This window comes from Pseudomaricurvus hydrocarbonicus (assembly GCF_011602365.1).
Lineage (GTDB): Bacteria > Pseudomonadota > Gammaproteobacteria > Pseudomonadales > Cellvibrionaceae > Pseudomaricurvus > Pseudomaricurvus hydrocarbonicus.
In genome coordinates this window covers 40,920-66,235 of the sequence record NZ_JAAONZ010000022.1, presented here as the reverse complement: position 1 = coordinate 66,235, position 25,316 = coordinate 40,920, and the positions used below count along the sequence as shown (strand labels likewise).

The 25,316-nt window shown below is 55.2% G+C and carries 22 protein-coding genes; 9 read left to right on the top strand and 13 right to left on the bottom strand.

Annotated features, from left to right (window positions below; all coding sequences use genetic code 11):
• Nucleotides 1-10 precede the first annotated feature (10 nt).
• Both argB and slmA read left to right on the top strand, forming a co-directional pair.
• Complete coding sequence (argB, locus tag G8770_RS20705) at nucleotides 11-919, top strand: acetylglutamate kinase (RefSeq protein ID WP_167191531.1); 909 nt, start codon at nucleotides 11-13, stop codon at nucleotides 917-919.
• A gap of 391 nt (nucleotides 920-1,310) precedes the next feature.
• Nucleotides 1,311-1,925: a nucleoid occlusion factor SlmA gene (gene slmA, locus G8770_RS20700; protein WP_167191529.1), complete on the top strand. Its 615-nt coding sequence runs from the start codon at nucleotides 1,311-1,313 to the stop codon at nucleotides 1,923-1,925.
• 129 nt (nucleotides 1,926-2,054) lie between these two features.
• On the opposite strand, the gene G8770_RS20695 is transcribed toward slmA, so the two are convergent.
• Together G8770_RS20695 and G8770_RS20690 are read right to left on the bottom strand one after the other, a co-directional pair.
• The gene (locus tag G8770_RS20695; protein WP_167191527.1) at nucleotides 2,055-2,690 is read right to left on the bottom strand and encodes a thiol:disulfide interchange protein DsbA/DsbL; all 636 of its coding nucleotides are present in this window, start codon (nucleotides 2,688-2,690) and stop codon (nucleotides 2,055-2,057) included.
• Nucleotides 2,691-3,049: 359 nt separating this feature from the next.
• Nucleotides 3,050-3,697 carry a c-type cytochrome gene (locus G8770_RS20690; protein WP_167191525.1) on the bottom strand — a complete coding sequence of 216 codons (648 nt, stop codon included), beginning with the start codon at nucleotides 3,695-3,697 and terminating at the stop codon, nucleotides 3,050-3,052.
• 184 nt (nucleotides 3,698-3,881) lie between these two features.
• Here G8770_RS20690 and yihA point away from each other — a divergent pair, with 184 nt between their 5' ends.
• Together yihA and G8770_RS20680 are read left to right on the top strand one after the other, a co-directional pair.
• Nucleotides 3,882-4,541: a ribosome biogenesis GTP-binding protein YihA/YsxC gene (gene yihA, locus G8770_RS20685; protein WP_167191568.1), complete on the top strand. Its 660-nt coding sequence runs from the start codon at nucleotides 3,882-3,884 to the stop codon at nucleotides 4,539-4,541.
• A gap of 400 nt (nucleotides 4,542-4,941) precedes the next feature.
• Nucleotides 4,942-7,470, top strand: a complete 2,529-nt coding sequence (locus G8770_RS20680; protein ID WP_167191523.1) for a TonB-dependent receptor — start codon at nucleotides 4,942-4,944, stop codon at nucleotides 7,468-7,470.
• Nucleotides 7,471-8,854: 1,384 nt separating this feature from the next.
• Here G8770_RS20680 and polA read toward each other — a convergent pair.
• Nucleotides 8,855-11,611: a DNA polymerase I gene (gene polA / locus G8770_RS20675; protein ID WP_167191521.1), complete on the bottom strand. Its 2,757-nt coding sequence runs from the start codon at nucleotides 11,609-11,611 to the stop codon at nucleotides 8,855-8,857.
• Between the two features lie 580 nt (nucleotides 11,612-12,191).
• On the opposite strand from polA, the gene G8770_RS20670 reads away from it, so the two are divergent.
• Nucleotides 12,192-12,452, top strand: a complete 261-nt coding sequence (locus tag G8770_RS20670) for a hypothetical protein (RefSeq protein WP_167191519.1) — start codon at nucleotides 12,192-12,194, stop codon at nucleotides 12,450-12,452.
• Between the two features lie 240 nt (nucleotides 12,453-12,692).
• Here G8770_RS20670 and G8770_RS20665 read toward each other — a convergent pair whose 3' ends face one another.
• Nucleotides 12,693-13,820 carry a metal ABC transporter solute-binding protein, Zn/Mn family gene (locus tag G8770_RS20665; protein WP_167191517.1) on the bottom strand — a complete coding sequence of 376 codons (1,128 nt, stop codon included), beginning with the start codon at nucleotides 13,818-13,820 and terminating at the stop codon, nucleotides 12,693-12,695.
• Between the two features lie 143 nt (nucleotides 13,821-13,963).
• Here G8770_RS20665 and G8770_RS20660 point away from each other — a divergent pair, with 143 nt between their 5' ends.
• The 3 genes from G8770_RS20660 to znuB are packed head-to-tail and all read left to right on the top strand — an operon-like array spanning nucleotide 13,964 to nucleotide 16,098.
• A complete protein-coding gene (locus tag G8770_RS20660; protein WP_167191515.1) occupies nucleotides 13,964-14,473 on the top strand; it encodes a Fur family transcriptional regulator in 510 nt (169 codons plus the stop codon).
• Nucleotides 14,466-15,320: a zinc ABC transporter ATP-binding protein ZnuC gene (gene znuC / locus G8770_RS20655; protein ID WP_167191513.1), complete on the top strand. Its 855-nt coding sequence runs from the start codon at nucleotides 14,466-14,468 to the stop codon at nucleotides 15,318-15,320. The genes G8770_RS20660 and znuC overlap by 8 nt, the downstream gene beginning before the upstream one ends.
• Nucleotides 15,313-16,098, top strand: a complete 786-nt coding sequence (gene znuB / locus G8770_RS20650; RefSeq protein ID WP_167191511.1) for a zinc ABC transporter permease subunit ZnuB — start codon at nucleotides 15,313-15,315, stop codon at nucleotides 16,096-16,098. The genes znuC and znuB overlap by 8 nt, the downstream gene beginning before the upstream one ends.
• A 43-nt stretch (nucleotides 16,099-16,141) precedes the next feature.
• Here the strand turns inward: znuB and G8770_RS20645 are convergent, their stop codons facing one another.
• From G8770_RS20645 to G8770_RS20625, 5 genes are read right to left on the bottom strand one after another with little or no spacing between them, the layout of a single operon-like run.
• A complete protein-coding gene (locus tag G8770_RS20645) occupies nucleotides 16,142-16,861 on the bottom strand; it encodes an SCO family protein (RefSeq protein WP_208022415.1) in 720 nt (239 codons plus the stop codon).
• Nucleotides 16,862-16,867: 6 nt separating this feature from the next.
• Nucleotides 16,868-17,803 (bottom strand): heme o synthase, encoded by a 936-nt coding sequence (cyoE, locus tag G8770_RS20640; protein ID WP_167191509.1) that lies wholly within the window; start codon nucleotides 17,801-17,803, stop codon nucleotides 16,868-16,870.
• Nucleotides 17,804-17,855: 52 nt separating this feature from the next.
• Nucleotides 17,856-18,992: a COX15/CtaA family protein gene (locus G8770_RS20635; RefSeq protein WP_167191507.1), complete on the bottom strand. Its 1,137-nt coding sequence runs from the start codon at nucleotides 18,990-18,992 to the stop codon at nucleotides 17,856-17,858.
• A 10-nt stretch (nucleotides 18,993-19,002) separates the two neighbouring features.
• Nucleotides 19,003-19,644, bottom strand: a complete 642-nt coding sequence (locus tag G8770_RS20630) for a hypothetical protein (RefSeq protein WP_167191505.1) — start codon at nucleotides 19,642-19,644, stop codon at nucleotides 19,003-19,005.
• On the bottom strand, nucleotides 19,634-20,422 hold the full coding sequence (locus G8770_RS20625) for an SURF1 family protein (RefSeq protein ID WP_167191503.1): 789 nt from the start codon (nucleotides 20,420-20,422) through the stop codon (nucleotides 19,634-19,636). Before G8770_RS20625 ends, G8770_RS20630 begins: the two co-directional genes overlap by 11 nt.
• A gap of 94 nt (nucleotides 20,423-20,516) precedes the next feature.
• Here G8770_RS20625 and G8770_RS20620 point away from each other — a divergent pair, with 94 nt between their 5' ends.
• The gene (locus G8770_RS20620; RefSeq protein ID WP_167191501.1) at nucleotides 20,517-20,759 is read left to right on the top strand and encodes a DUF2909 domain-containing protein; all 243 of its coding nucleotides are present in this window, start codon (nucleotides 20,517-20,519) and stop codon (nucleotides 20,757-20,759) included.
• Between the two features lie 39 nt (nucleotides 20,760-20,798).
• Here the strand turns inward: G8770_RS20620 and G8770_RS20615 are convergent, their stop codons facing one another.
• The 4 genes from G8770_RS20615 to coxB all read right to left on the bottom strand — a co-directional run bounded on the left by G8770_RS20615 (nucleotide 20,799) and on the right by coxB (nucleotide 25,316).
• Nucleotides 20,799-21,716, bottom strand: a complete 918-nt coding sequence (locus tag G8770_RS20615; protein WP_167191499.1) for a cytochrome c oxidase subunit 3 — start codon at nucleotides 21,714-21,716, stop codon at nucleotides 20,799-20,801.
• Between the two features lie 74 nt (nucleotides 21,717-21,790).
• The gene (locus tag G8770_RS20610; protein ID WP_167191497.1) at nucleotides 21,791-22,438 is read right to left on the bottom strand and encodes a cytochrome c oxidase assembly protein; all 648 of its coding nucleotides are present in this window, start codon (nucleotides 22,436-22,438) and stop codon (nucleotides 21,791-21,793) included.
• A gap of 151 nt (nucleotides 22,439-22,589) precedes the next feature.
• Nucleotides 22,590-24,140 carry a cytochrome c oxidase subunit I gene (gene ctaD / locus G8770_RS20605; protein WP_167191495.1) on the bottom strand — a complete coding sequence of 517 codons (1,551 nt, stop codon included), beginning with the start codon at nucleotides 24,138-24,140 and terminating at the stop codon, nucleotides 22,590-22,592.
• A gap of 12 nt (nucleotides 24,141-24,152) precedes the next feature.
• A complete protein-coding gene (gene coxB, locus G8770_RS20600; protein ID WP_167191493.1) occupies nucleotides 24,153-25,316 on the bottom strand; it encodes a cytochrome c oxidase subunit II in 1,164 nt (387 codons plus the stop codon).

The following is a 25,316-nucleotide window of genomic DNA, read 5'->3' as shown; positions in this document are numbered from 1 at the left end:
GGTTTTTCACATGTCTTTGAATCGCAATGCAGCCATCAATGTTGCCAATGTTTTAACCGAAGCCCTGCCGTACATCCAGCGCTTCACCAACCGTACCATTGTGGTGAAATTTGGCGGCAATGCCATGGTCGACGAGGCGCTGCAGAACAGCTTTGCCCGAGACATTGTGCTGATGAAACTGGTGGGCATGAACCCCATTGTGGTGCACGGTGGCGGGCCGCAAATTGGCGAACTGCTCGACAAGCTGAACATTCAGTCTGAATTTATTGACGGCATGCGCGTCACCGACAGTGCCACCATGGACGTCGTTGAAATGGTTCTCGGCGCCTCGGTCAACAAACAAATTGTCAGCCTGATCAATCGCAACGGCGGCTCCGCCGTCGGCCTGACCGGTAAAGACGGTCAATTGATTCGCGCCCGCAAACTGACGGTCAGCCGCCAAACGGCGGACATGTCTGCGCCGGAAATCATCGATATCGGTCAGGTCGGCGAAGTCGACCGCATCGATACCGGCGTGATCAACATGCTCATCAACAGTGACTTTATCCCGGTGATTGCCCCCATTGGGGTCGACAAGGAAGGGCGTTCCTACAACATCAATGCCGACCTGGTCGCCGGCAAGATTGCCGAGGTTCTGCAAGCCGAAAAATTGATGCTGCTGACCAACGTCTCCGGCCTGCTGGATAAGTCCGGCGAAGTCCTGACCGGCTTAACCACCAAACAAGTGGACAGCTTAATTGAAGACGGCACCATCTATGGCGGCATGCTGCCCAAAATTGCCTGTGCCCTCGATGCGGTGAAAGGCGGTGTCACCAGCGCTCACATTGTCGACGGGCGGGTTGACCACGCGGTTTTGCTGGAGATTTTTACCGATGAAGGCGTCGGCACGTTGATCACAAATAAGACAACATCGCTCTGATGAGAGTCCCTCGCCCCACCCCGGCGAGGGCACCAAACCGCTCCTGAAGTGGAAAAACGGGTTGTTTGTGGACGAAAACTCTTTGGCAATTTATGCGACAACGTCTAACCCGCGTGAGAATCGAATAAAAACACAGTTTTCCGCCACCAGCGTATTGATGCTGCTCCAGTAACTCGCTAGGATAAGGCTTTGCGTACTTGAGCTGCAGCCCGCTCCTACGAGCCCTGAGCGACCCCGGACTGGATCGCCACACTCGGCAGACCCTCTGGTGATCAAGGAAAGATACGTAGAGACAATCTTATTTTTGCAACGCAGATTCCCCCATTTCACCGCGAGTGATAATAAGAAAATCTGTTACTGATTGTATTCATCAAGGCCAAACACACATCCTATGAGCAAACCCAGCACGAAAGTTTCACGCCGCCAGCAAATCTTGGAATCCCTGGCTCACATGTTGGAGGTGTCTCCGGGTGCTCGTATAACTACTGCCGCCCTTGCGAAAGAAGTGGGGGTTTCCGAAGCCGCGCTCTACCGCCACTTCCCCAGCAAATCGAAAATGTTTGAGGGTCTGATCGAATTCATTGAAGAGACCATTTTCTCTCGCATCAGCCTGATCACTCAGGACGACACTTCGGCACTGACCCGTTGCAACAAGATTTTATTCCTGCTGTTGACCTTCACCGAACGCAACCCGGGCATTACCCGCATCCTCACCGGTGACGCGCTGACCGGCGAAACCGAACGCCTGAGGGCGAGAGTCGCCCAATTGTTCGATCGCCTGGAAACCCAGATCAAACAAATTCTTCGCGAAGCCGAAATCCGTGAAGGGCTGCGCCCGATTTTACCGGTTACCGCTGCTGCCAACTTGTTGATGGCCACCGCTGAGGGACGCATCGCCCAGTTCGTCCGCAGTGAATTCAAGCGCATGCCCACCGAAAGCTGGGATGAACAATGGCCGATCCTGGTGAGCGGTTTTTACCGCGAAGTTCTGCAGCCGGTCAGCTAGCACAACACGGATTATCACGCACAAAAAAAGGGCACCCTGAAGTGCCCTTTTTTTATTGCCCCGATGCCTGCAGGGCCTGACAAGCTGCGCACCTGGCGGGCTGGCGCTGCCACCCCGCCAACCGCGAACTTAACTGCGCTCGTCGCGGATCTTGGCCACCAGGTAATCGGCCACTTTCAACATTTCTGCCTGACCACCGGCCTGACGGGCACTGATGCGGTATTTGCCGTCCACCACAATTTCCGGGGTTCCGGTAATTTTGTAACTGCGGGCGCGGGCATCGGCCTGTTTCACCTGACTGGCGACGCCAAAAGAGGCATAGGCTTTCTCAAATTTGTCTTTGTCGACCCCGAAGTCGGCAAAGAAATCCGCCAGCTCATCCACATTGCCAAGACGTTTACGCTCCAGGTTCAACGCGTTAAACAGCGGCTGGTGGACCTGGTCAAACACACCCAGAGCTTTCGCCACATAAAACGCGCGGGCATGGACTTCCATCAAGGCGTTCCACATCGCTGGCGAACGTTCAAAATCCACATCGCCGGGCAGCTTCTCTGACCACTGATGCACCATGGGTTCAAATTTAAAGCAGTGACCACAACCGTACCAAAACACCTCGGTCACCTCGATTTTACTCGGATCCATGGTCCGCACCGGGGTTTCAAGAACCGTATAGTGAGTACCGGCCTGGTAGGCCGCCGGGGCCTTATCCGCAGCACAAGCCACCAGGGAAAACATCAAGGCAAAGATTGCCGCCATTACACGCATGCTATTACTCCATGAGTTATTAAGAAAAATTCCGACGTATTGCCCAACGGCCCTCGCCAACGAGCGCTGCTGCGCAACAACACGTTCATGTAAGACCATAAAAATCAATGAGGTTCCCGTTATACCATTAATTTCACACAAAAACGGAATCTCATCCCGTTTGGGGGCTTCATCGGTCAGGGTATGGTCACAGAGGCTGTCTTTTATCCACCAACCCCGCTACCTGAGGACACTGTCCCCCCGAAGACCTGCCTTCAGACAGCCCCTCCAGACCAGAGATTATCCACAAGTTTGCTGAACCGGGCTTGAATCACAGCCATAAAAAAAGCGGCCGAAGCCGCTTTTTCTCCAACCCGGTTCTAGTTCAGACCAGAAATGTAGTTGGCCAAGGCTTTGATTTCAGCATCGCTCAGGTGTTGAGCCACCTGGCGCATGGTGCTTTGATCACCATCGTTGGTACGCTCACCGGCGCGGAAGTTGCGCAGCTGCGTCTCCAGGTACTGGGCGTGCTGGCCGCTCAGACGCGGATAGCCGGCCGGTGCGTTGCCCTGGGCCCGAGGGGAGTGACAACCGGTACAGGCCGGAGTGCCCACGTCCGCTTTACCGGCACGGAAGATTTTTTCAGCCAACTCCAGACCATCAACCTCGATACCCGAGTTCACTTTGACGGTTAACGGTTGCGCACCCGCCAGCTGCAAAGGCTTGCTGTCAAAGAAAGCGGCCATATCGGCAAGATCCTGATCTGACATGGCGTCCAATAATCCAACCATTTCAGTGACCGTGCGATTACCGGCTTTAATGTCTTTCAGCTGCTTGAGCAGGTACTTCTCACCCAGGCCGGCCAGCTTGGGAAAGTTTGGCGCTGGACTGTTCCCGTCAGCACCGTGACACGCCGCGCATACGGCTACTTTGCTTTCGCCTGCGGTCGCATCACCTGCCGCCAGAGCACCTTGAGCAGCGGCGATCAAACTTACAGCAATCATGGCCTGTTTGAAGATGTTTTTCATTGGCTAATCCGTCAAATTTTTATTCATTGAACGATTGTTTGCAACGCGACTACCCTCTGCGGGGCTGTCCGAGCTACAATTGCCGCCATCACCGGCGAGCAAAAACCGCGACATTATATACTAACCGCCTGAAATCTCACTCTTTTTGCAGGGTTATCTCTTGAGTTCTACCAGCGATCGCATTATCAACCGTATAAACTACGCTAACGCAGAGTTTACCCAAAGTGCACCGTCAATTCGACAATGCCCCCCCGACACCGGGGCAGAAGTGGCCTTTGCCGGCCGCTCCAATGCCGGAAAGTCCAGCGCCATCAACGCCCTGACCAGCAACCACAAGCTGGCGCGCACCAGTAAAACACCCGGGCGGACGCAATTGATTAACTTCTTTCAGCTGACCGAAACCCAAAGGCTAGTCGATCTGCCGGGTTATGGCTACGCCAAAGTGCCCCTGAAGATGAAGCAGGAGTGGGAGCGCAATCTTTCCGAGTATTTGCGTGAACGCCAATGCCTGAAAGGCATGATTTTACTCATGGACACCCGCCACCCCATGCAGGAGTTCGACACCACGATGCTCAATTGGGCCATTGGTGCCGAAATGCCCGTGCACATTTTGCTCACCAAAGCCGACAAGTTGAAAAAGGGCCCGGCTCAGGCCACCCTGCTGGCGTTGCGCAAACAATTGAAAGAAGCCGAAGTGGACGACCTGGTCACTGTGCAGCTCTTTTCATCGTTAAAAAAGACCGGCATCGATCAACTGGTCAAGCAACTGAATCTATGGCTTGCGCTGAATGAAACCAGCGAAACTGAACAGCCTCCGGCGCCAACGTCGGAAAGTGACTCGTAAAGCCCCCCAAACGCCCTATATTCCAAATTGATATAATGCTTTATATCAATATTAGAACATTCATTAAACTTATACCCAGTGTGTCGATATCACTCAAGTTTAATGAATATTCCCCTCAAACGCCCGAATTCGATCAAAAAATAACCAAAAATAAAGGTATACCCAAATAATTCGTCGGCCTTCCCCGGCCCAACCGCTTCCCGCTTTTATTCAGCCGCTTGCGCTTCAACCTCCATATCTACTAATTTTAAGGCACGTGATCAAATGCTTTCGGCTCTCCGCCTCTCGGGGCAGCAGAGCCTGCAAGCAAAACGTTCACGACTACCTATATAACAATAAACACAAGCGATCTGCCGACAGTCATCACGGGATCGGCATCGCACCAAGAGAGGAAGTTGGTATGTACTTTCAGCCTACTAAGCTGGCACTCGCCATTAGTTTCATTGCCGCCACCCACGCCATCAGTGGCATGGCTCAGGACACCACCCAAAACAACCGCGAAATTGAAGAAGTGACGGTTTACGCCCAGAAGCGTGCCCAGTCAATTCTGGAAGTCCCCGTCTCGGTCGCCTCCTATGGCGGCGACGCCCTGGAGCAAGCTCAGGTTAGAGACCTGAGTGATTTGCAACAGGTTGCCCCCAGCCTGGTCTTCAACAGTTCCTCCGGCGCCACCCAATCGATCATGACCATTCGTGGCATTGGCACGGCCGGCCAAAACTCCGGCCTGGAACAATCCGTGGGGGTTTTCATCGACGGTGTCTACCGCGGCCGTCCGGGGTCCGCGTTGAGTGATTTTGTCGACATCGAAGCTGTCGAGGTGCTGCGTGGCCCCCAGGGTACGCTGTTTGGCCGCAACACGTCGGCCGGGGTGATCAGTGTTCGCTCCAAAAAGCCCTCTTATGAAGCCAATGGCCATGTTTCCCTCAGCGGTGGCGACTATGGCTACAAGCAGATTAAAGCCGGGGTCACCGGCCCCCTGATTGCAGACACCCTCGCCTACCGTTTATCCGCCACCTGGCAGGAGCGCGACGGCTACGTCGAAAACGCCGTCACCGGTGAAGACTACAACGACAAGAATCGCTCCACGGTACGCGGTCAGATTCTCTGGGACATCAGCGACGGCACCTCGCTGCGCGTGATGGCCGATTACACCGAGACCGATGAAGTCTGCTGTGCTCCGGTGCCGGTGTTCTATGGCCCGGCCACTCTCGGCTTGATCGCGAATCCCTCACCGTTCGGCGAGAACCTTAACATTGGCGCCCCGGTGCAAGCCTTCACCCCCGGCGAATACGTCTCTCCTGAGTTGAACTTTGCCGGTGGCTACCCGGACATCGGTGACTACAAAACCGACCGCAATGACTCCAGCCCTGGCGATGACAGCTTTATCGACGGCGGCTTCTCGGCGGAGTTCAACACCGACCTGACCGAATCCCTGAGCCTGACGGCGATTGCCGCCCACCGCTTTTTTGAAACCCAGCCCTTTGGCGACATTGACATGACCGCCGCCGACATTTGGTCGGGCGGGCGCGGACAGGACATCACCGAAAACTCCTTCGAATTGCGCCTGTCCCACACCGGTGAGCGGCTGGACTGGACCGCCGGTGCCTTTTACTTTGATCAGGACATCGACGCGGAAGGGCGTTACACCTGGGGCGAACAGGGCGCGGCCTACCTTTCCAATGTGGGCCTGGCCCGACTGCTTGGGGTTGAGTTCGTCGGCCTCGGGGACGCGGTTGGACAGATGCTGGGCACCGGCCTGGTTAACTTTGGCGCGGACGGCCTGGAAGTGAACCCCGCCATCGCTGGCACCGGTACCCACGAGGAAGTCTCCTACAATTCGGAAAGCCTGGCGTTCTTCGGCCAGGCCACCTGGAACATTACCGAAGCCTTAAGCTGGACCCTGGGTGTGCGTTACTCGGAAGAGGAAAAAGAGGCGGATTATGTCGTCGCCAGTGACGATCCCTTCTCTCAGGTGGATCTGCTGGCGATCAGCCAAAGCCTGTTCAACTCGCTGCGACCTTTGCAGGTGCACATCCCCGTGCAAGCCACCAGCGACGACTACGATGACGATGACGTCTCCGTCGCCACCAGCCTCAATTTCGAACTGTCCGACAGCCTGTCGGTCTATGGGCGCTACGCCCAGGGCTACAAAGCCGGCGGCCTGAACCTGAACGGCACCATCGGCCAAACCCCCGGTAACCCGGTCGCGAACCTGGACACCCTCCAGTTTGATCCGGAAGACACCGAGTCGTACGAAGTGGGTGTCAAATCCTTCCTGTTTGACCGCACGCTGCAGCTGAACGCGACGGTGTTCTACCAGACGGTCACTGACTTCCAGGTCAACTCCTTTGATGGTGTCGGTTTCACCTTGCAAAATGCCGGTGAAATTGAAGGCCAGGGTCTCGAAATCGACTACAGCTGGAACCCCACCGAGAACTGGATCATCAGTGGCGGCCTGGTGCTGCAGGACATCGAATACGCGGACTTTAAAACCGGTTCCACCACCATTGCCCAGCAGGAAGCTGCCGGTCTTCAGGCCCGTGCCGAAGGCGTCGTGCCACCCCAGGACCTGACCGGCGAAACGCCGAACTTTGTCTCCGATGTGACCTATGCGGGCAGCGTCACCTACCTGCACGAGCTCAACAGCGACCTGATGTTGAAACTGGGCACCAGCTACCGCTACCGTTCGGATTACACCACCGGTCAGGATAATGACAGCTTCACGGAAAATGATGACTACTGGATCTGGAACGCCAACGTCACCCTGGCGGCGATGGATGAGTCCTGGGCCATTGAACTGTGGGGCAAAAACCTCACGGACGAGGAGGTCATCAACATCGGCTTTGATACCCCGCTGCAAACCGGGTCTCTCAGTGCCTATATGGAAGCCCCCATGACCTGGGGTCTGACCGGCCGCCTCAACTTCTGAGTTACGGAGTGAACTTCTAGCATCGCGTTCAGTCACCTCACGGTGTGCTTGAGCCGGTTCTGACATCAGAGCCGGCTTTTTTTATGGCTCCGGAAAAGCCCAGCGCTTCTCAGGCGCAACGCATATCATCCGCAACGGCTGGTGTCGGTTACCCACACTCTGATCGACAGTAGCTGCTAACATCGCCATGCGGTTCGAGCCCTGCCAGACCATCATAAAGATTGCAGACAAAAAAAACCCGACAGCCTTGGGGAAACTGTCGGGTTGAAACAGCCGACGCTCTTGGGGGAAGTCGCCAGCTTGGTTGCAACGCAAAGGTGCATGCGTTGCCGTCCTGATAACTTTGAACTCCCATCCGCATGAAGGTTCCGGCTTTCGATGTAAAGATCAGTAACGGCTCACAAAAAACGCTCAACGTGGCGCGACAATTCGCGATAAAACAATAATAGACGACATGTATGCGTCGACAACGCACCGTCTTGAAAATATTGTGCTAGCGGTTACAGAACCTGAAGCAGGACGTACTGACTGTGGTGCGGCCACGCACACCAAACAAGGCGGGCACCAATGTGAAAAAAATGGATAGCGAAAGGGTAAAAAAAAGCCCCGACACTGTCGGGGCGCTTTGTAATGTCTAAAGCTGCTGGCCATCCGGCCAGTCTTAAGGAGGAGAGTAAGACACCATGAAATATCTTGTTAACTGAGACTGGCGCCAGACAGGAAAGTTCCGAAAAAATTGAGTTTTTCTCAAAAAATCAGGCAAGCCAGCAATGTCGGAGCCGCGACGGTGTTTCGTCCTGCTCACCTCCACTTCACCTGCCCCTTAAATGTCCCAGTAACCGCCAACCGCTGTTCACAAAACGCGACCGTGACCAAAAGACAGCAAAGACTCAACCGACAGACAAAAAAAAGCCCCGGACGTTGCCGAGGCGCTTTTAAAATTTAAAGCTGCTGGCCATATAACCAGTCTTAAGAGGAGAGCAAGACACCATGAAATATCTTGATAACTGAGACTGAGCTCCGCCCCAAAAGTTCCACTGCGTGTTCATTTTTTTTAAAAAAAATTCCGTATTGCTGTCAAGCCGCACCACGCCTCATTGCGGCGCTCCCCCTGCTCACACTCCTGCTCACACCCCAACTCTCACCCCAGTTCACACCGCGGACAAAAAAAAGCCCCGGTCATTCATTACCGAGGCGCTTTGAAAGTTTAAAGCAGCTGGCCAGTCGCCAGTCTTAAGAGGAGAGCAAGATACCATGAAATATCTCGCTAATTGAGACTGGCCGGTGTCCTCAAAGTTCCCGGCTAAGGAAAGTTGTCGCCGTTTTGATCGTGACGTCCCGAGGCCGGTCTCTTAGTTCAGGTCTCTTAATTCAGGCCTCTCAATTAATGCGCTTCGTCCCAATTATCGCCCACACCGGCTTCAACCAACAGCGGCACATCCAGACTCATGGCCGATTCCATGCGTGCTTTCAACCCCTCACTGACCGACTCAACCTGATCCTCTGCCACTTCCAGCACCAGTTCATCGTGGACCTGCATGATCATGCGAGCATCCACCTCCGAGCTGGCCAGCCAGCTATCCACATCGAGCATGGCCAGTTTGATAATGTCTGCCGCGGTGCCCTGCATGGGTGCGTTAATCGCGGTCCGCTCTGCCGCCTGCCGGCGCATGCCATTGCGTGAATTGATCTCGGGCAGATACAAGCGGCGACCTTTCAAGGTCTCAACGTAACCCTTTTCCGCCGCTTCAACCCGGGTTTCATCCATATAGCGCTGCACGCCCGGGTAGCGTTCAAAGTACCGGTCAATGTATTGCTGCGCTTCGTGGCGCCCCACATGCAGCTGTTTGGCCAGCCCAAAAGCGGACATGCCATAAATCAGGCCAAAGTTAATGGCTTTGGCACTGCGACGCTGTTCACTGGTGACCTGCTCAACACCCACGCCGAACACTTCCGCCGCGGTTGCCCGGTGCACATCCAGCCCCTGGGCGAACGCGCTTTGCAGCCCCGCGTCACCGGACAGGTGCGCCATGATGCGCAACTCAATTTGGGAATAATCCGCCGCCACAATTTTATAGCCCTTCGGGGCAATAAAGGCTTTGCGGATGCGCCGCCCCTCTTCCGTGCGAATGGGAATGTTCTGCAGATTGGGGTCCGAGGACGACAGTCGGCCGGTGGCGGTAACGGCCTGATGATACGAGGTGTGAACCCGACCCGTGAGCGGGTTGGCCATCTTCGGCAGCTTATCGGTGTAGGTGGACTTGAGTTTGGCCAGACCGCGGTATTCAATCAACAGTTTGGGCAGCGGGTAATCCAACGCCAGCTCCTGTAGCACTTCTTCGGCCGTGGAAGGGGCGCCCTTCGGCGTTTTCTTAATCACCGGCAGTTCCAGCTTTTCAAACAGGATACGGCCGAGCTGCTGCGTGGAGCCGAGATTAAATTCTTCCCCTGCCAGGTCGAAGGCCTGCTTCTCCAGCGCGTCGAGTCGCTCGGCGATTTCGACACTCTGCTGGCCCAACAGCTGCGAGTCGATCATCGCCCCATTGCGCTCAATACGGGAGAGGACGGACACCAGGGGCCGCTCAATCTCATTAAACACGCGGGCCAGAGTCTCGGTCGCCAGCAACTGGGGCCACAAGGTCTGATGTAACCTGAGGGTGATGTCCGCATCTTCAGCGGCGTAAGGTCCCGCCTGTTCGAGCGCGATCTGGTTGAAGGTGAGCTGCTTGGCCCCCTTGCCAGCGATGTCTTCGAAATGAATGGTTTGCACATCCAGGTGCCGCTCCGCCAGGGTGTCCATGTCGTGACGGCTGCCCGCGGAGTCCAGCACATAGGATTCCAGCATGGTGTCAAAGGCGATACCGCGCAGGTTGATGCCATGGTTTGCCAGCACACTCATGTCGTATTTGAGGTTTTGACCAACTTTCTTCTGGTCCGGGTCTTCCAGCAAAGGCTTCAAGTGTTGCCACACCCAGGTTTCCGACAGCTGCTCTGGGGCATCCAGGTAGTCGTGGCCAAAAGGCACATAGGCCGCCTTGCCCGGTTCGACGGCAAAGGACACCCCCACCACCCGGGCTTCCATGTAATTGAGGCTGGTGGTTTCTGTATCAAACGCAAACACCTCAGCCTGCCGCAACGCCTCCAGCCAGCGCAGGAAGTCAGCTTCGCTCAACACGGTCTCGTATTCGGTCTCCGTTACGGTCGCCGGGGCAGCGGGGGCAGCCTCCCCGCCGTTCGCCGGACTCACACCGGCATCATCGCCGGCCACTGGCTGACCGATTTCTTTGACCCAGGTTTTAAACTCCATGTCCTCGTACAGCGCCAGCAAGGCGGTCTGGTCGGCTTCGTCCATGAGCAGGTCTTTGGGGCCACAGTCCAGCGGTACATCCACCTTGATGGTGGCCAGTTCGTAGGACAGGTACGCAGATTCCTTGTTTTCCAGCAGCTTTTCCGGCATTTTCTTGGCGCCGCGAAACCCCAATTCACGCACCGCCTCCAGATCGCCGTAAATGGCATCCAGCCCCCCCATGTTTTGCAACAGGGCCAGCGCTGTTTTTTCACCCACCCCCGGCACACCGGGGATGTTATCGACCTTGTCCCCCATCAGTGCCAGATAATCAATGATCAGCTCGGCCGGGATACCGAACTTTTCTTTCACCCCTTCGCGATCCATTGTGGTATTGGTCATGGTGTTCACCAGCGTCACGTGCTCTGTCACCAGCTGCGCCATGTCTTTGTCGCCGGTGGAGACCACCACATCGACCCCCTGCTCCGTCGCCTGGCGCGCCAGGGTGCCAATGACATCATCCGCCTCCACCCCGTCTATGATCAGCAGCGGCAAGCCCATGGCTTTGATGATGTTGTGAATCGGCTCGATCTGGCAGCGCAAATCATCGGGCATCGGCGGGCGGTGCGCCTTGTACTCCGAATAGATGTCGTCGCGAAAGGTTTTGCCTTTGGCATCAAAAATCACTGCGACCACCGACCCGGGATAATCTTTATCCATACGCCGCAACATACTGATGACACCTTTGACCGCACCGGTCGGCTGACCTTTGGAGTTGGTGAGTGGAGGCAGGGCGTGAAAGGCGCGGTACAGGTACGAAGATCCATCCACCAGGACCAGGGGGGCTTTAGACATGCGAGATTCCATTAAGACAAGTGATCGCTTCGGTTTTGCAGAGGCGTGTATATAAAGAAGCCTATTCTAACAGCCGCCGGCGAAGAACAAACCCTATCTCTGCCGAGTACCGCTACTGCCCGCGACAACATCGCCGCCGGCCCGATGACTCGCGGCCCCAAAACCCAACACGCACGGCGGGCCACCCCATCCTTGCGGCAACCGTCCCTGCGCCATTTTGAGTCGCGGCCGCACCATTTCAGTTCAGGCTGAAACCCGTTAAAACCCAATTATCGAAGTTCAAGAATTGAAATACCCGAAAATTATTAGCAAAAACCTGCCCGGTAACACTTTTTTACACATCTCCCGCACCCCCTCATAGTGTTACCAGTCCGTTACCAGCTACTATATATGGTGTTACCTTGCTTTTTTCGAGTCAAAACAACACACCACCGATGGTTTTTTGCACTTTTAGGTTAAATAAAACTGGCGTAACCCCCGCCTCTTCGTTACAATGCGTAACACAAGGTAACAAAACAACTGATCAACAGGTTCCAAGCCCTGTTGGTCGGAATCAACCACTCTCATGGAGGACCGCACTATGAAAAAACTTGGTTTCCTGATTGCCCTAGCTCTTTGCGCCCAAGGCGCTCTGGCTAACAAGGTTGGTTCCAGCTACTCCAACGTCGCAGTACTCGTTGCAGAAACTGGCGCTAGCTCAAGCTGGGCAACAACAGAAATTGTTAATGCAGAATTGAATTCCCAGAAAATGGAAAAAACTCTGGATGAGGCCAATGAGAAACTGGCTTCAAAGATGGAAGAACGCTTCAACCTGATGCTTGAAGTCGCTGCTCAGAACTAATTTATCAACGCTGCGGTGGCTCAGCCGCAGCGGGTGTCTGCAAACACCCATTTGTCAGTAAGTTGTAAAAGTTTATTCATCGCTCTTCCCTGCGCCGGAACTCTCTCCTCCCTTATTCCCGGTGCAGGGCTCTTTTTCCCCTGCCACATCCCACACAAGCCCCTTATCTAAGACCCTTACACCAGCCTCGACCGTCAATCGACCTCGTACTCCACCGCCATTACGCCAGGTATACGCCTGTCACTCTAGCGGGGGCACTGCCGTACAACCATCAAAAGTCTTAACCAGCTCTTCGAGCAACCGATAGTAAGTGGTTACACCGTCCGACGACCCCATAATGTCGGCCCTGACCAGCTTCAGCTGCTGCCGCTGGGCAAAGCTGTTGACCCATTTTCGGGGGCTTGCGGACTCAATCAGCAAACAATCGCCCGCCGAGAGCTGTTCCCCCACCCGCCACAGTTGGCGAGCGCCAGGGCTGAGTTCCGGTATCGGGGTCAACACCAAGGGGCTGGGGTAACCGAAGTATTCCAAAAAGTGCTGATAGGCTTTATGCACAACGGCGTACTGCCTGGCTGCAGGACTCGTGTCATGACGGACCTCTGCATCGCGGTCTTCCACCGGGCGGCGACGTGATGTCAACGACAACACCCGGCGGCTTTCATCGCGTGCATTCTGCTGATACTCAGCCGCGTTAACGGGATCCAGCTCTGCCAGGCGCTTTGCCAACGCCTGCATCATGGCCGCACCGTACTCCGGGTTCAGCCAGAGGTGCTGGTCGCCATGGGAGAGATGATGGCTGGCATGATCCCCCTCACCACGGTGGTGATCACTGTTTTTCTCATTGTTGTCCTCATTGCTGTCCCCACGATGCGCATCCCCGCTTTCGCGGTCACCGTCAGATCCCGCCGGTTGCAGCCCCTGGCGGCCACTGGATGACACCAGCGAGGCCATGGACAGCTGCGGTTGCAACGCCGCAATCGAAACGAGGTAAGGCTCCAACGCTTCACCCACCCACAGTAACAGGTCCGCGCGCTCCAGCCGCTGCCGGTCAGACACTTTAAAAGCAAAATCATGCGGGGTTTGACCCGGCTGTAGCAGGTTGGTGACGTCAACATGATCCCCAACCACCGCTTTGGCCATCAGGCTCAGCGGCTGAATGGAGGTGACGATTGTTAAGCGCCTCGGAGTTAATGACTCAGGTGTTAGGGCCTCAGGGGTTAACGCCGCGGAGGCCACCGGCGCAGCCGCCCTTGCCGACCCGGCAGGTTCATAACCCGCCGGCTGCGCTTCAGCCCAGACACACACACACAAGCTCGCCGCCCATAAGCTGACGCCCAAAAGACCCCGACGTATCAAAGAAGTGTTCAAAAGTAGATCTACCCGGAAAAGATTATGTTATATAATAACATAAATTTTCAGACAGCCTTACTGGTTATCCCCATCCACTCGGGACAGCCGAACCCAGTCGGGTGCGCTCTGAGCCATCAATAAACACAACCACGGCACCCGCTATGGCCTTACCCAAATCGCCCCTGCCTACGTCCATCGCCTCGCAGCAGCACGATCACACACAGTGCATCGCCACCGCGATGACCCAGGCCCAGGAAATCTGTACCCACAATGGGGCCCGCCTGACCCGATTACGCGAGCAGGTACTGCGGCTGATCTGGCAAAGCCACAAGCCCCTGGGGGCGTACGCGCTGATGGACATGCTGGCACAAGAGTCGACCCGACGGGTCGCGCCACCCACCGTCTATCGAGCCCTGGAGTTTTTATTGGAGCAAGGCCTGATCCACCGGATTAATACCCTCAACGCCTACATTGGTTGTACCCACCCCAGTGCCCATCACGCCAACAATTTTTTGATCTGTGAACACTGCGGTGTCGCCATTGAATTTTCCACCCAATCCCTGCAAGACAACATCAACCAGACCGCCAGGGATCTGGGGTTCAGCATCAAGGCCCAATCCATTGAACTGGTGGGGTGTTGCGACCGCTGTGAGGCCAGCCGACATGACTGATGCCCTGAAACCGCCACAGTCTCTCATCCAGGCGACCGATCTGTGCCTGCAATTTGGTGAGCGGCAAATTCTCAACAACGTGTCACTGAATTTAAACGCCGGTGAAATTGTCACGCTGATTGGCCCCAACGGGGCCGGAAAAACGTCTTTGGTGAGGGTCGTTCTGGGACTGCAGGCCGCATCGCAGGGCACCCTGACCCGTCAACCCAATCTGCGCATTGGCTACATGCCGCAAAAATTGCACATTGAAGCCAGCCTGCCCCTGAGCGTAAAGCGTTTCCTGCAGCTGGCGTTAAGGCGGAAGTCCGCCGACAGCCTGCCGGTGATTCTGGAGAGCCTGCAACTCACTGGCATCGAGCACCTGATCAACAACCCCATGCACACCCTGTCCGGCGGCGAAACCCAACGGGTGTTACTGGCACGAGCCCTGCTGCGCAACCCCGACCTGCTGGTGCTGGATGAACCGGTACAAGGCGTCGACGTTGCCGGACAATCCAGGCTCTATCAATTGATTGCCGACATTCGCGATCAGCGCGGTTGCGGGGTATTGATGGTGTCACACGACTTGCACCTGGTGATGGCGGCGACCGACACCGTCATTTGCCTGAACCAGCACGTGTGCTGCCACGGCCACCCATCCAGCGTGACTGAAGATCCTGCCTACCTGGAACTGTTCGGGCAAACGACCCACAGCGGCATCGCCGTCTACACCCACCACCATGATCATCACCACGACATCCACGGTGATGTAGAGGTCAGCGACTCAGCCGCTGTCCACGAATCCGGCTGTGAACACACTCATTCACCGGCGCACAACCGCGATGACAAGGAGCACAGGCATGCCTGAGTTTATGTGGTTTGCCCTGCTCGCAGGCTGCGGCGTGGCGCTGATGACCGGCCCCCTGGGATCGTTTGCCGTCTGGCGCCGCATGGCCTATTTTGGCGATACCCTTGCCCACTCGGCACTCACCGGGGTCGCCTTTGGCCTGATCCTGTCCGTCAATGTGAACCTGGCCGTGACGGTGTTCTGTTTGTTGCTGGCCTTGTTGCTGGTGGTGCTGCAAAACAATCGCACCATCGCCACCGACACACTGTTGGGCATCTTATCCCACACCATGTTGGCACTGGGGCTGGTGGTGGTGAGTGTGTTTGCCAATGGCTGGGTCGACCTCTACGGCTTTTTGTTTGGCGATTTACTCGCCACCTCGGCCAGCGACCTGGTCAACATTGCCATTACGGCGGGCATTGTTCTGCCCCTGCTGATCTGGCTCTGGCGCCCACTGATTGCCATTACGGTGCATGAAGAGCTGGCCCAGGTGGAGGGCGTCCCCGTCGCCTGGGTGAGAACCACGTTGATGCTGATGATGGCACTGGTGATTGCCGTGGCGATGAAAGTGGTGGGGGTTTTATTGATCACGGCACTGCTGATCATTCCTGCCGCCGCCAGCCGACGGCTGGTGAAAACCCCGGAGCAGATGGCGATCTGCGCCAGCGCGATTGGCATGCTCGCCATCGCCGGTGGCCTGGCGATTTCTTTCTACTGGGACACCCCGGCCGGCCCCTCAGCCGTGCTGTGCGCCAGTGGCTTTTTTGCCCTGAGCCTGGCGAAAAAGCCGGCGCTTTAACGCCCGGCTTAGCTTTTTTAGGGCGCCAGGGTAAGCGCTGACTTTAAAAATCCGTCACTATGGATTGCAGCGTTAACTTCACCCGGGCCTGATCCATGGGTGCCTTAATAAAGCCCTGGTAATGGCCAAAGGGGTTCACAATGGCGATGTTGGCGCTGTGATCCACTGTGTACCCGTCGGCTTGGGTGACCTTCACAAACGCTATGTTCAACTGGTTGGCGAGGCGTTTGATTTCCAGAAAGTCGCCCGTCAGACCAATAAACTGCGGATCAAAATACGGCATATACTGCGCCAGTTGTGCCACGGTATCGCGGGCCGGGTCCACACTCACAAACACGAACTGGGTCTGGGCGGCAATGTCCGGTTTCAGCTGTGCTTTGACCTCGCGCATCATCGACAAGGTCGTTGGGCAGACATCCGGACAGGCGGTAAAGCCAAAAAACATCAGCGACCACTTGCCCTTCAGTTGCTCCAGCCCGAACGCCTGACCGTGTTGATCCTGCAGGGTAAAATCCTTAAAGATCCTCGCCTGTTCAAACACGTAGGTGCCATTGGCCCGCAACTCCAGTGGCGACAACACTCTGGGTGTGGTGATTTTATTCAGGAACAACGCCATCACCACCGTGATGAACACACCAATGACGATAACGGTCAGTCTGATCCCCCGTCGCTGTGTGCTCTGCACCGAAGCGGGGTTAACCGCCGGACGAATCTCATCACCCGGCACCGAGCCTTGCGCCTCTGTATCCGACATATTCGTCATCAGCACTCAATACCCCTGTCGGATCATCAGTGAATTGGCCGGCACAAAATAATGGTCCGCCAGCATGATGACAAACAGCGCCATCAGGTAAATGATCGAATATTTAAACGTGTCCATCCCCAGGCTGGCGTCGTCACTGAGCAGCAAACGCACCGCCCAGTACAAAAAACCGACCCCCAAAACCACGGCACCCAACAAATACAACCAGTTCAGCATCCCGGTGGCGTAAGGCAACAAACTGACCGCGAACAACATCACGGTGTACAACAAAATATGAATCTTGGTGTAACGCTCCCCGTGGGTCACCGGCAACATGGGGATGTCGGCATTGGCGTATTCTTCTTTGCGATGCACCGCCAGTGCCCAGAAATGCGGCGGCGTCCAGGCAAAGATAATCAACACCAGCAATAACCCGTGGCCACCAATTTCACCGGTTACCGCCGTCCAACCCAGCAATGGCGGCGCGGCACCGGCAATACCACCAATGACAATGTTCTGCGGAGTGGCGCGCTTCAAGAACAGGGTGTAGACCACCGCATACCCCAGCAGCGACGCCAGCGTCAGCCATGCCGTGACGGCGTTGATAAACAGCAACAGAATGGCCATCCCCAACACACCGGTGAGCAAAGCAAACAGACTCGCCTGGGCGGTGGTTAAACGGCCAGTGGCCACCGGACGATTAAAGGTACGCAACATTTTCTGATCGATTTGACGATCCACCAGATGATTGACCGTGGCCGCCGAACCGGCGCACAGCGCAATCCCCAGGTTTCCCAATATCAGCACATCCCAAGGCACCATGCCCGGAACCGCCAACAGCATGCCGATCACCGAGGTCAGTATCATCAAGGCAACGACTTTGGGTTTGCAGAGTTCCAGGTAATCGCGCCACTTGGCGGACTCCCGAACAACGATGGCCGCATCGACAGTCGTATTTCCCATGGTTGTTCTCTCCCGTTTCGGTTAATTGATAACAACTAATCATTCATGACAGTCAAGACATGACAGCACGCTCGGCATTGATCGTATTCGATCTGGCCGCGGCGTTATCGCGCCCCTCACAGCGACGCAACAGCTGGTAGTTCACGGTCACCAGCGTCAATAACAATAACGCTCCCACAGCGTTGTGCAGAACCGCTACGGGCAGCGGCAGGGCCGCCAGAATATTGGTCATGCCCAGCGTCACCTGAGCGATCAACACCCCTACCGTGAACAGCGCTAACCGTTTCAAACCGCGCGCTTGTGTCTGCCACAACACCGCCGACAGCAACACCACCACCAGCGTTACCACCAGCGCCCCGATACGGTGACTCAAATGAATCGCCGTACGCGCCTCATTATCCATCAGACCCCCGAGGTAATTGGGGCCCAGCGTTTGGGTAAAATTAAACCCCTGGGCAAAATCCGTGGTTGGCAGCCATTCGCCATGACAGGTGGGTAAATCAATACACGCCAGGGCGGCATAATTTGAGCTGGTCCACCCTCCCAGGGCAATCTGTAACACCACCAACACCAACCCCAGTGCCGCCAGCTTTCGCACACGTGACAGTGTTTTTGCGTTCAGCGACGCTTTAGCCAGGCCGTGATCGCGCTGGCGCAGTCTTAAAAACATCAGCCACAACAAGGCCAGCGTGGCAAACCCACCCAGTAAATGCGCCGTGACCACTTGCGGCCATAACTTGAGCGTCACGGTCCACATGCCAAACATGGCTTGTAAAACCACCAGCCCCACTGTCAACCAGGGCAACACCACAGGGATGGAACGCAGCTCCCCAGACAGCCGGTGATTGGGGTCGGTTGCGGACGATTTAAGGGCTTTGCGCCGCGCTATGGTTGCCATCATCGCCAGGGCCAGAATCACCAGACCGAGACTGCCGGCAAAGTATCGATGCACCATTTCCGGCCAGGTTTTGGTGGTGTCCACCGGCGCGTGGGGAAACAGACTTTCGGCCGATTGAATTTCTTCCGACGATTCCGGCCAGGTCATGTGCCCGTAACAGCCGGGCCAATCGGGGCAGCCCAGTCCGGCATCCACCAGGCGGGTGAAGGCTCCCAGCGCCACCACCACAAATGCCAGGGCACAGGCCAGCAAAGTCAGACGACCGCGATGACTGAGACGTTTACTCATCATGCCAACCTCCTCAGTCTTCGTAGGAATATTTCAACAAGCGTTTGATGTCATCCAGCAGATCACTGCCCTCATGGCTGGCATTATAGGTCATCATTGCAAACCCTTGCTGATCCACCACGTACAGATGCGTACCGTCCAAAGCCAGGTCCGCAGCGTTGCTCTGCTGCAAAAGCTGTTGCCACTCATCGGCATTCACATGAGCCATGACCAGGCGCGGGTGCTGCTGACGCAATTGCTGTGCAAAGTCCGCCGAATACGCAGTGTCCGTGTTCAGGTACAGTCGCTCCAACCGCACCGCTTTATCCCCCAGTCGTATATGCACCTGACGCGACAGGTAGAGATTTTCCTGGCAAGCCTTGGCACAATTGTTGTCTCCAACAATCAGCCAGCGCCATTTTTTTTTGCCCTCCAGCAAGGCCAGCGGCTGGCCATTTTCCAGGGTAATGTTGATGTCTGTGAGCGGTGTGACCGGCAACAACAAATCGCCCTTGTTGACGGTCCCGGTGGGCATCCCGACCCCGGTGCTGAACACCACATAGGCCATGACCATCGGCAGACCAATGGCTGCCAGCAACAGCCAGCTCGACCAGCGTTTGTCCTTTGGCGTAAAGGTGGAGGATGAGTTGAGATCTGTACTGGTTTCAGCGTTCATGAAAGACTGCCCCGCTTTTATTATTGTTGGAAAATATGTCACTCAAGTTGGTGTTGGCAAACAGCAACGCAATCAGCAGTGCCCCTGACATGGCAAACCACTGCAGCGCATAGCCCTGGTGTTTTGCAACACTGACATTGACATCCCGCCACATCACGGTCAAAGCAGCGGGCGAGTCGGGCTGGAGCTGCAGCGCCCAGTCAAACACTTCGCGCCCCAGTTGCTGCTCTGCCCGAGGGATATTCAGTTGCTGGATGCGGATTGGCCACTGGTCGCTCTGTTGTTCGACTTCGCGAATCATGCTGTTGGGCTCAGCCAGATTGAGCCGCCCGCGCACCGACAACAGACCTTTGGGGATCGTAACCGCCGGCAAGTGTTCCCGCAATGGCGGGGCTTCTATCCAGCCCCGGTTCACCAGCAACACCGCCCCGTGAATGTCGACAAAAGGCGCGATCACTTCGTAACCGACCTTGCCCTGGAGTACCTTGTTGTCAACCAGCCAGTAGCGGCTGGGATCGAAATGACCGGTGGTTTCGATGAACCGATAACGTAACCGGTCGATGGACTGCAGCTGAGAAAAATCTGGTGTGGGCAGCGCGGGCAAGGCCTGTTGCTGTTGAATGTCCGCTTGCAAAAGCCGTTTTTCTTCCCCCCGTTCCAATTGCCAAAACCCCAGGCGAATCAGCATTGGCAGTAAAAACAGCCCGGCAAGCAGTAACTTCCAGTTTATTCTTAGTGTTACACTGAATTTTGTTGAAGACCGGGGTTTGGCTTCCATTTTACACCTTATACATCACAGTCGCCGAGTCTATCGCTACTGTCACTGAATCATGCGTAACTCGCAACCATAAACTCAAACAGGAAATCTGATCATGTGGCTAAAAGTACTTATTGTGTTTTTATTTATCGCGGTACTCATTAGCTTAAGCAGTGCCCTGGTGTTTCTCTTAAAGGATATGGGTTCTCGCTCCAAGCGCACACTTTACGCGCTCGGTATTCGTGTCACCCTCGCCGGCCTACTGTTACTGTGTATTTTTTATGGGTTTTCCACCGGCCAGCTCGGCAGTTCAGCTCCCTGGGATAAAGGCCCCATGATAGAGCAGGGCCGCCCATAAACGTTAACGCCAACACGTCTTAAACACGAGGACTGGGATCTATCCCAGCACGTACACAAAAATAAATAAGCCAACCCACACGACGTCGACAAAGTGCCAGTACCAACTGGCCGCTTCGAAACCAAAACAATCTTCGTGCTTGAAATGACCTTTGATGACCGAACGTAAAAACATCACCAGCAACATAAAGGTGCCCAAAGTCACGTGCGCGCCGTGGAACCCGGTCAACATAAAGAAGGTGGTGCCATAAGCACCGCTCTCCAAGGTTAAGCCCATATGCAAATAGGCCTCCATGTATTCTTCTACCTGCAACACCAAAAAGATAAAACCCAGCGCGACTGTTATCCCCAGCCAAATGTTAAAGCCTTTGCGGTTGGCATTTTTCAGTGCAGAATGCGCCATGTGCACCGTCACGGAAGACGTCATCAACACCATCGTATTCCAGAACGGCAGCCAGCTCCAAATAGAGTCAACGGTGCCAAAGCTCATACTTTGTTCTGGCCCCAATACCTTGGCGGCATCGCCGTTTACCGCCATGTCCGGCGTGGTCATCAACGGCCAGGTTGCCTCAAAGCCCTGCCATAAAAATTCATTGGCAATGCCTTTGTCGCCTTCGCCCCCCAACCAGGGAATGGCAAAGTTGCGGATGTAAAACAGTGCCCCAAAAAAGGCGGCAAAAAACATCACTTCACTGAAAATAAACCAGCCCATGCCCCAGACGTAAGAACGCTTTAGCTGGTCGCTGTTCATACCCTGAAGATTTTCAGTGATGACGGCAGAAAACCACTGCCACAATACAAACGCGAAAAGCAAACCGCCACAAAATAAAATAGTGGGTCCCGTGTCGTTTCCATTGAGCCAATTAGCGGCACCAAACACGGTTAAAAACAGCCCCAGCGATGCAAAGATCGGCAGCTTACTTTGCGCTGGTACGTAATAACTTCCTTCACTTGACATGTTGCTACCCCGCCTTACGTTTTTATTGGGTGTTCTTGCGGTTAAATTCCATGACTCTCTATTTAAAAAACAAACTACAAACCAGAAACAGCTGGCTCGTTTGCAAACCTGTTCATCGCTAATGCGGTGTTCTCGACGGTGGCTGTATCCGGCTCAACAAGCGCGGACACGGCTCCTTCATCAGCGCCAAACTTGCCAGTGATATCAAACAGCGTATAGGACAAGGTGATCGTGTGCAGTTGATCGGGAATGTCCTGGTCGACAATAAACCGCAATGGCAATTCAGCACTGCTGCCAGCGGCCAACGGCTGCTGGTTAAAGCAAAAACATTCGGTTTTGTGAAAATAATCCGTGGCTTTAAAGGGCACCAAACTGGGAACCGCCTGGGCCACCATATCTCTGCTGGTCGGGTTTTGCGCGTAGTAGCGAATTTCCACTTCTTCACCCGGATGCACTTTGACACTTTGCAATACCGGCTGAAAACGCCACGGCATGTTTTCGTTGTTGGTTGCCAGAAACTGAACCGTCACCTGTCGGCTGGTGTCGACAACAATCTCGGTCGGCTGGTAACGGCCGCCGGTTTTGCCGTTCAATCCGGTGATATCACAAAACAGGTTATACAGCGGCGGCATGACGTAAATCGCAAACACAAACATGGCCACCACCACAGCCAACAATTTGAGGGTGATGATCCGCGTTGAATTTTGCGTTGAGTCCGTCATAACACCTGCCGCCACTCTTTCCGTTATTTCAGTTCTATCAACTTTTACCGTGCTTTGAGCTTTTTATCGTGCTTACAATTCTGGCGCCACGTTAAACTTTTGCAGTGCTTCCCGTTTGGCAGGCGTTGCTGCCAGTGGAGGCAGTCGATGACTACTTCACTTCCGGTGGCACAGAAAAAGTGTGGTAGGGGGCTGGAGACGGTACCGTCCACTCCAGACCCTCCGGGTTTTCCCACACTTCATCGGTGGCCTTTTTACCGCCGCGAATGGTGGCAATCACATTAAACAAAAACAGAATCTGGGCCGCACCAAACAGGAAGGCCCCCATGCTGGCGATCATGTTGAAGTCGGCAAACTGCAACGCGTAATCCGGAATGCGCCGCGGCATGCCCGCCAACCCGACAAAATGCATGGGGAAGAAGGTCAGGTTCAGGCCGATAAACGCCATCCAGAAATGGGTCTTGCCCATGGTCTCGTTGTACATGTTGCCGCACCACTTTGGCAGCCAGTAATACACCGCCGCCGTGATCGAGAAGATCGCGCCTGGCACCAGCACATAGTGAAAGTGCGCCACCACAAAGTAGGTGTCGTGGTACTGGAAATCCGCCGGCGCAATCGCCAGCATCAGCCCTGAGAAGCCGCCGATGGTAAACAGAATCACAAACGCCACCGAGAACAGCATGGGGGTTTCAAAGGTCATGGAACCGCGGAACATGGTGGTGATCCAATTGAACACCTTCACCCCCGTCGGTACCGCAATCAGCATAGTGGCGTACATAAAGAACAGCTCACCGGCCACTGGCATGCCCACGGTGAACATGTGGTGCGCCCACACAATGAAACTCAGAAACGCGATGGAGCTGGTGGCGTACACCATGGAGGCATAGCCAAACAGGGGTTTACGGGCAAAGGTCGGAATGATCTGACTTACCACGCCAAAGGCCGGCAAAATCATGATATACACTTCCGGGTGACCAAAGAACCAGAACACATGCTGGAACAACACCGGATCACCGCCACCGGCGGCATCAAAGAAACTGGTGTTGAAGTGGATGTCCATCAACATCATGGTGACCACACCCGCCAGTACCGGCATCACCGCAATCAACAGATAGGCGGTAATCAACCAGGTCCAGACAAACAGCGGCATTTTCATCAGCGTCATGCCCGGAGCGCGCATATTCAGAATGGTGGCGATGATATTAATCGCCCCCATGATCGAACTGGCCCCCATGATGTGCACCGCAAAAATAAAGAAGGTCACACTCGGCGGCGCGTAGGTGGTGGACAATGGCGCGTAGAAAGTCCAGCCGAAGTTGGGCGCCCCGCCCTCCATCAACAGCGTGGAGGCGAGCATGGCAAACGCAAACGGCAGAATCCAGAAACTCCAGTTATTCATCCGCGGCAACGCCATGTCCGGTGCGCCAATCATCATCGGGATCAGCCAGTTGGCCAGCCCCACAAAGGCCGGCATCACCGCCCCGAACACCATCACCAGGCCATGCATGGTGGTCATCTGATTAAAAAATGCCGGTTCGACAATCTGCAGACCCGGTTCAAACAATTCCGCGCGAATGACCAGCGCAAAAACGCCACCCAATAAAAACATCGCAAAACTGAACCACAGATACATGGTGCCAATATCTTTGTGGTTGGTGGTAAACAACCACCGGCTTATACCTTTCGCAGGACCGTGAGCCATTGTTTACCCTCCCTATTTGCCTTGTTTGAATTTGAGCACATCAATGGGCTGAACGGAGTCGCCCATGTTGTTGCCAAACGCGTTGCGTTGATAGGTAATGACACTGGCGATGTCCACTTCGGAAATCTGGGGACCGTAGGCCTGCATCGCGGGGTTCTTGCTGCTGCCGTGAACCACCATCTCCAGATGCGCCTGCATCGGGCCGGTAGCAATCGGGCTGCCTTTGATCGCCGGAAAGGTACCGGGAATGCCGGCACCACCAGGCTGGTGACACGCAGCACAGACCGAGTTGTAGATTTTTTCTCCCTGAGCGTAGAGCTCATCAAACTCGAAGGTTTTCTCGGTCAGCGCCTTGATGGCGGCGGCGGCTTCGCGTTTTTCGTCAAGCCATTGATCGTATTCGTCCTGCGGCAGGGCTTTGACCACGATCGGCATGAAACCGTGGTCTTTACCGCACAATTCTGCACACTGGCCGCGATAGATACCGGGCTCGTCCACGTACGCCCAGGATTCATTCACATAGCCGGGCACCGCATCGCGCTTGACCGCCAGATCCGGCACCCACCAGGCGTGAATCACATCGTTGGCGGTGATCAGAAAACGAACCTTTTTCTTCACCGGGATGACCAGCGGTTCATCCACTTCCAGCAGGTAATTGGGTCCCTTGGGGGCGCGGTTTTGAATCTGATCAAGCGGGGTATTGAGGTTACTGAAGAAACTGACCTCCTGCCCCAGATACTCGTATTTCCATTTCCACTGATAGCCGGTGATCATGATGTCCATGTCGGCTTCGTCAGTGTCGTAGATTTTCAGCAGAGAACTGGTGGCCGGAATGGCCATCACAATCAGGATCAGAAAGGGCACCACCGTCCAGAGGATTTCCAGCGTGGTACTTTCATGAAAATTGGACGCCTTGGCGCCATTGGATTTGCGGTGCACGATCATGGTGTAGAACATCACCCCAAAGACCACGACACCAATGCCGACGCACCACCAGAAAATATCCATGTGGAGGCCGTAAACATCCCGACTGACGGGAGTCACACCCTGGGTCATATTGACTCCCCAGCGCTCCACACCTTCAGCCATTTCATCAGCCAGAGCCAGGGCAGAGGATCCCAGCCCCGTCACGAGAACAAGCAGACAGGCGAACAGCCGTCTCTCTCTTATAAACAT

Coding starts and splice junctions, on each gene's coding strand:
- argB (WP_167191531.1), top strand. CDS start 11: ATGTCTTTGAATCGCAATGCAGCCATCAATGTTGCCAATGTTTTAACC.
- slmA (WP_167191529.1), top strand. CDS start 1,311: ATGAGCAAACCCAGCACGAAAGTTTCACGCCGCCAGCAAATCTTGGAA.
- G8770_RS20695 (WP_167191527.1), bottom strand. CDS start 2,690: ATGCGTGTAATGGCGGCAATCTTTGCCTTGATGTTTTCCCTGGTGGCT.
- G8770_RS20690 (WP_167191525.1), bottom strand. CDS start 3,697: ATGAAAAACATCTTCAAACAGGCCATGATTGCTGTAAGTTTGATCGCC.
- G8770_RS20680 (WP_167191523.1), top strand. CDS start 4,942: ATGTACTTTCAGCCTACTAAGCTGGCACTCGCCATTAGTTTCATTGCC.
- polA (WP_167191521.1), bottom strand. CDS start 11,611: ATGTCTAAAGCCCCCCTGGTCCTGGTGGATGGATCTTCGTACCTGTAC.
- G8770_RS20670 (WP_167191519.1), top strand. CDS start 12,192: ATGAAAAAACTTGGTTTCCTGATTGCCCTAGCTCTTTGCGCCCAAGGC.
- G8770_RS20660 (WP_167191515.1), top strand. CDS start 13,964: ATGGCCTTACCCAAATCGCCCCTGCCTACGTCCATCGCCTCGCAGCAG.
- znuC (WP_167191513.1), top strand. CDS start 14,466: ATGACTGATGCCCTGAAACCGCCACAGTCTCTCATCCAGGCGACCGAT.
- znuB (WP_167191511.1), top strand. CDS start 15,313: ATGCCTGAGTTTATGTGGTTTGCCCTGCTCGCAGGCTGCGGCGTGGCG.
- G8770_RS20645 (WP_208022415.1), bottom strand. CDS start 16,861: ATGACGAATATGTCGGATACAGAGGCGCAAGGCTCGGTGCCGGGTGAT.
- cyoE (WP_167191509.1), bottom strand. CDS start 17,803: ATGGGAAATACGACTGTCGATGCGGCCATCGTTGTTCGGGAGTCCGCC.
- G8770_RS20635 (WP_167191507.1), bottom strand. CDS start 18,992: ATGATGAGTAAACGTCTCAGTCATCGCGGTCGTCTGACTTTGCTGGCC.
- G8770_RS20630 (WP_167191505.1), bottom strand. CDS start 19,644: ATGAACGCTGAAACCAGTACAGATCTCAACTCATCCTCCACCTTTACG.
- G8770_RS20625 (WP_167191503.1), bottom strand. CDS start 20,422: ATGGAAGCCAAACCCCGGTCTTCAACAAAATTCAGTGTAACACTAAGA.
- G8770_RS20620 (WP_167191501.1), top strand. CDS start 20,517: ATGTGGCTAAAAGTACTTATTGTGTTTTTATTTATCGCGGTACTCATT.
- G8770_RS20615 (WP_167191499.1), bottom strand. CDS start 21,716: ATGTCAAGTGAAGGAAGTTATTACGTACCAGCGCAAAGTAAGCTGCCG.
- G8770_RS20610 (WP_167191497.1), bottom strand. CDS start 22,438: ATGACGGACTCAACGCAAAATTCAACGCGGATCATCACCCTCAAATTG.
- ctaD (WP_167191495.1), bottom strand. CDS start 24,140: ATGGCTCACGGTCCTGCGAAAGGTATAAGCCGGTGGTTGTTTACCACC.
- coxB (WP_167191493.1), bottom strand. CDS start 25,316: ATGTTTATAAGAGAGAGACGGCTGTTCGCCTGTCTGCTTGTTCTCGTG.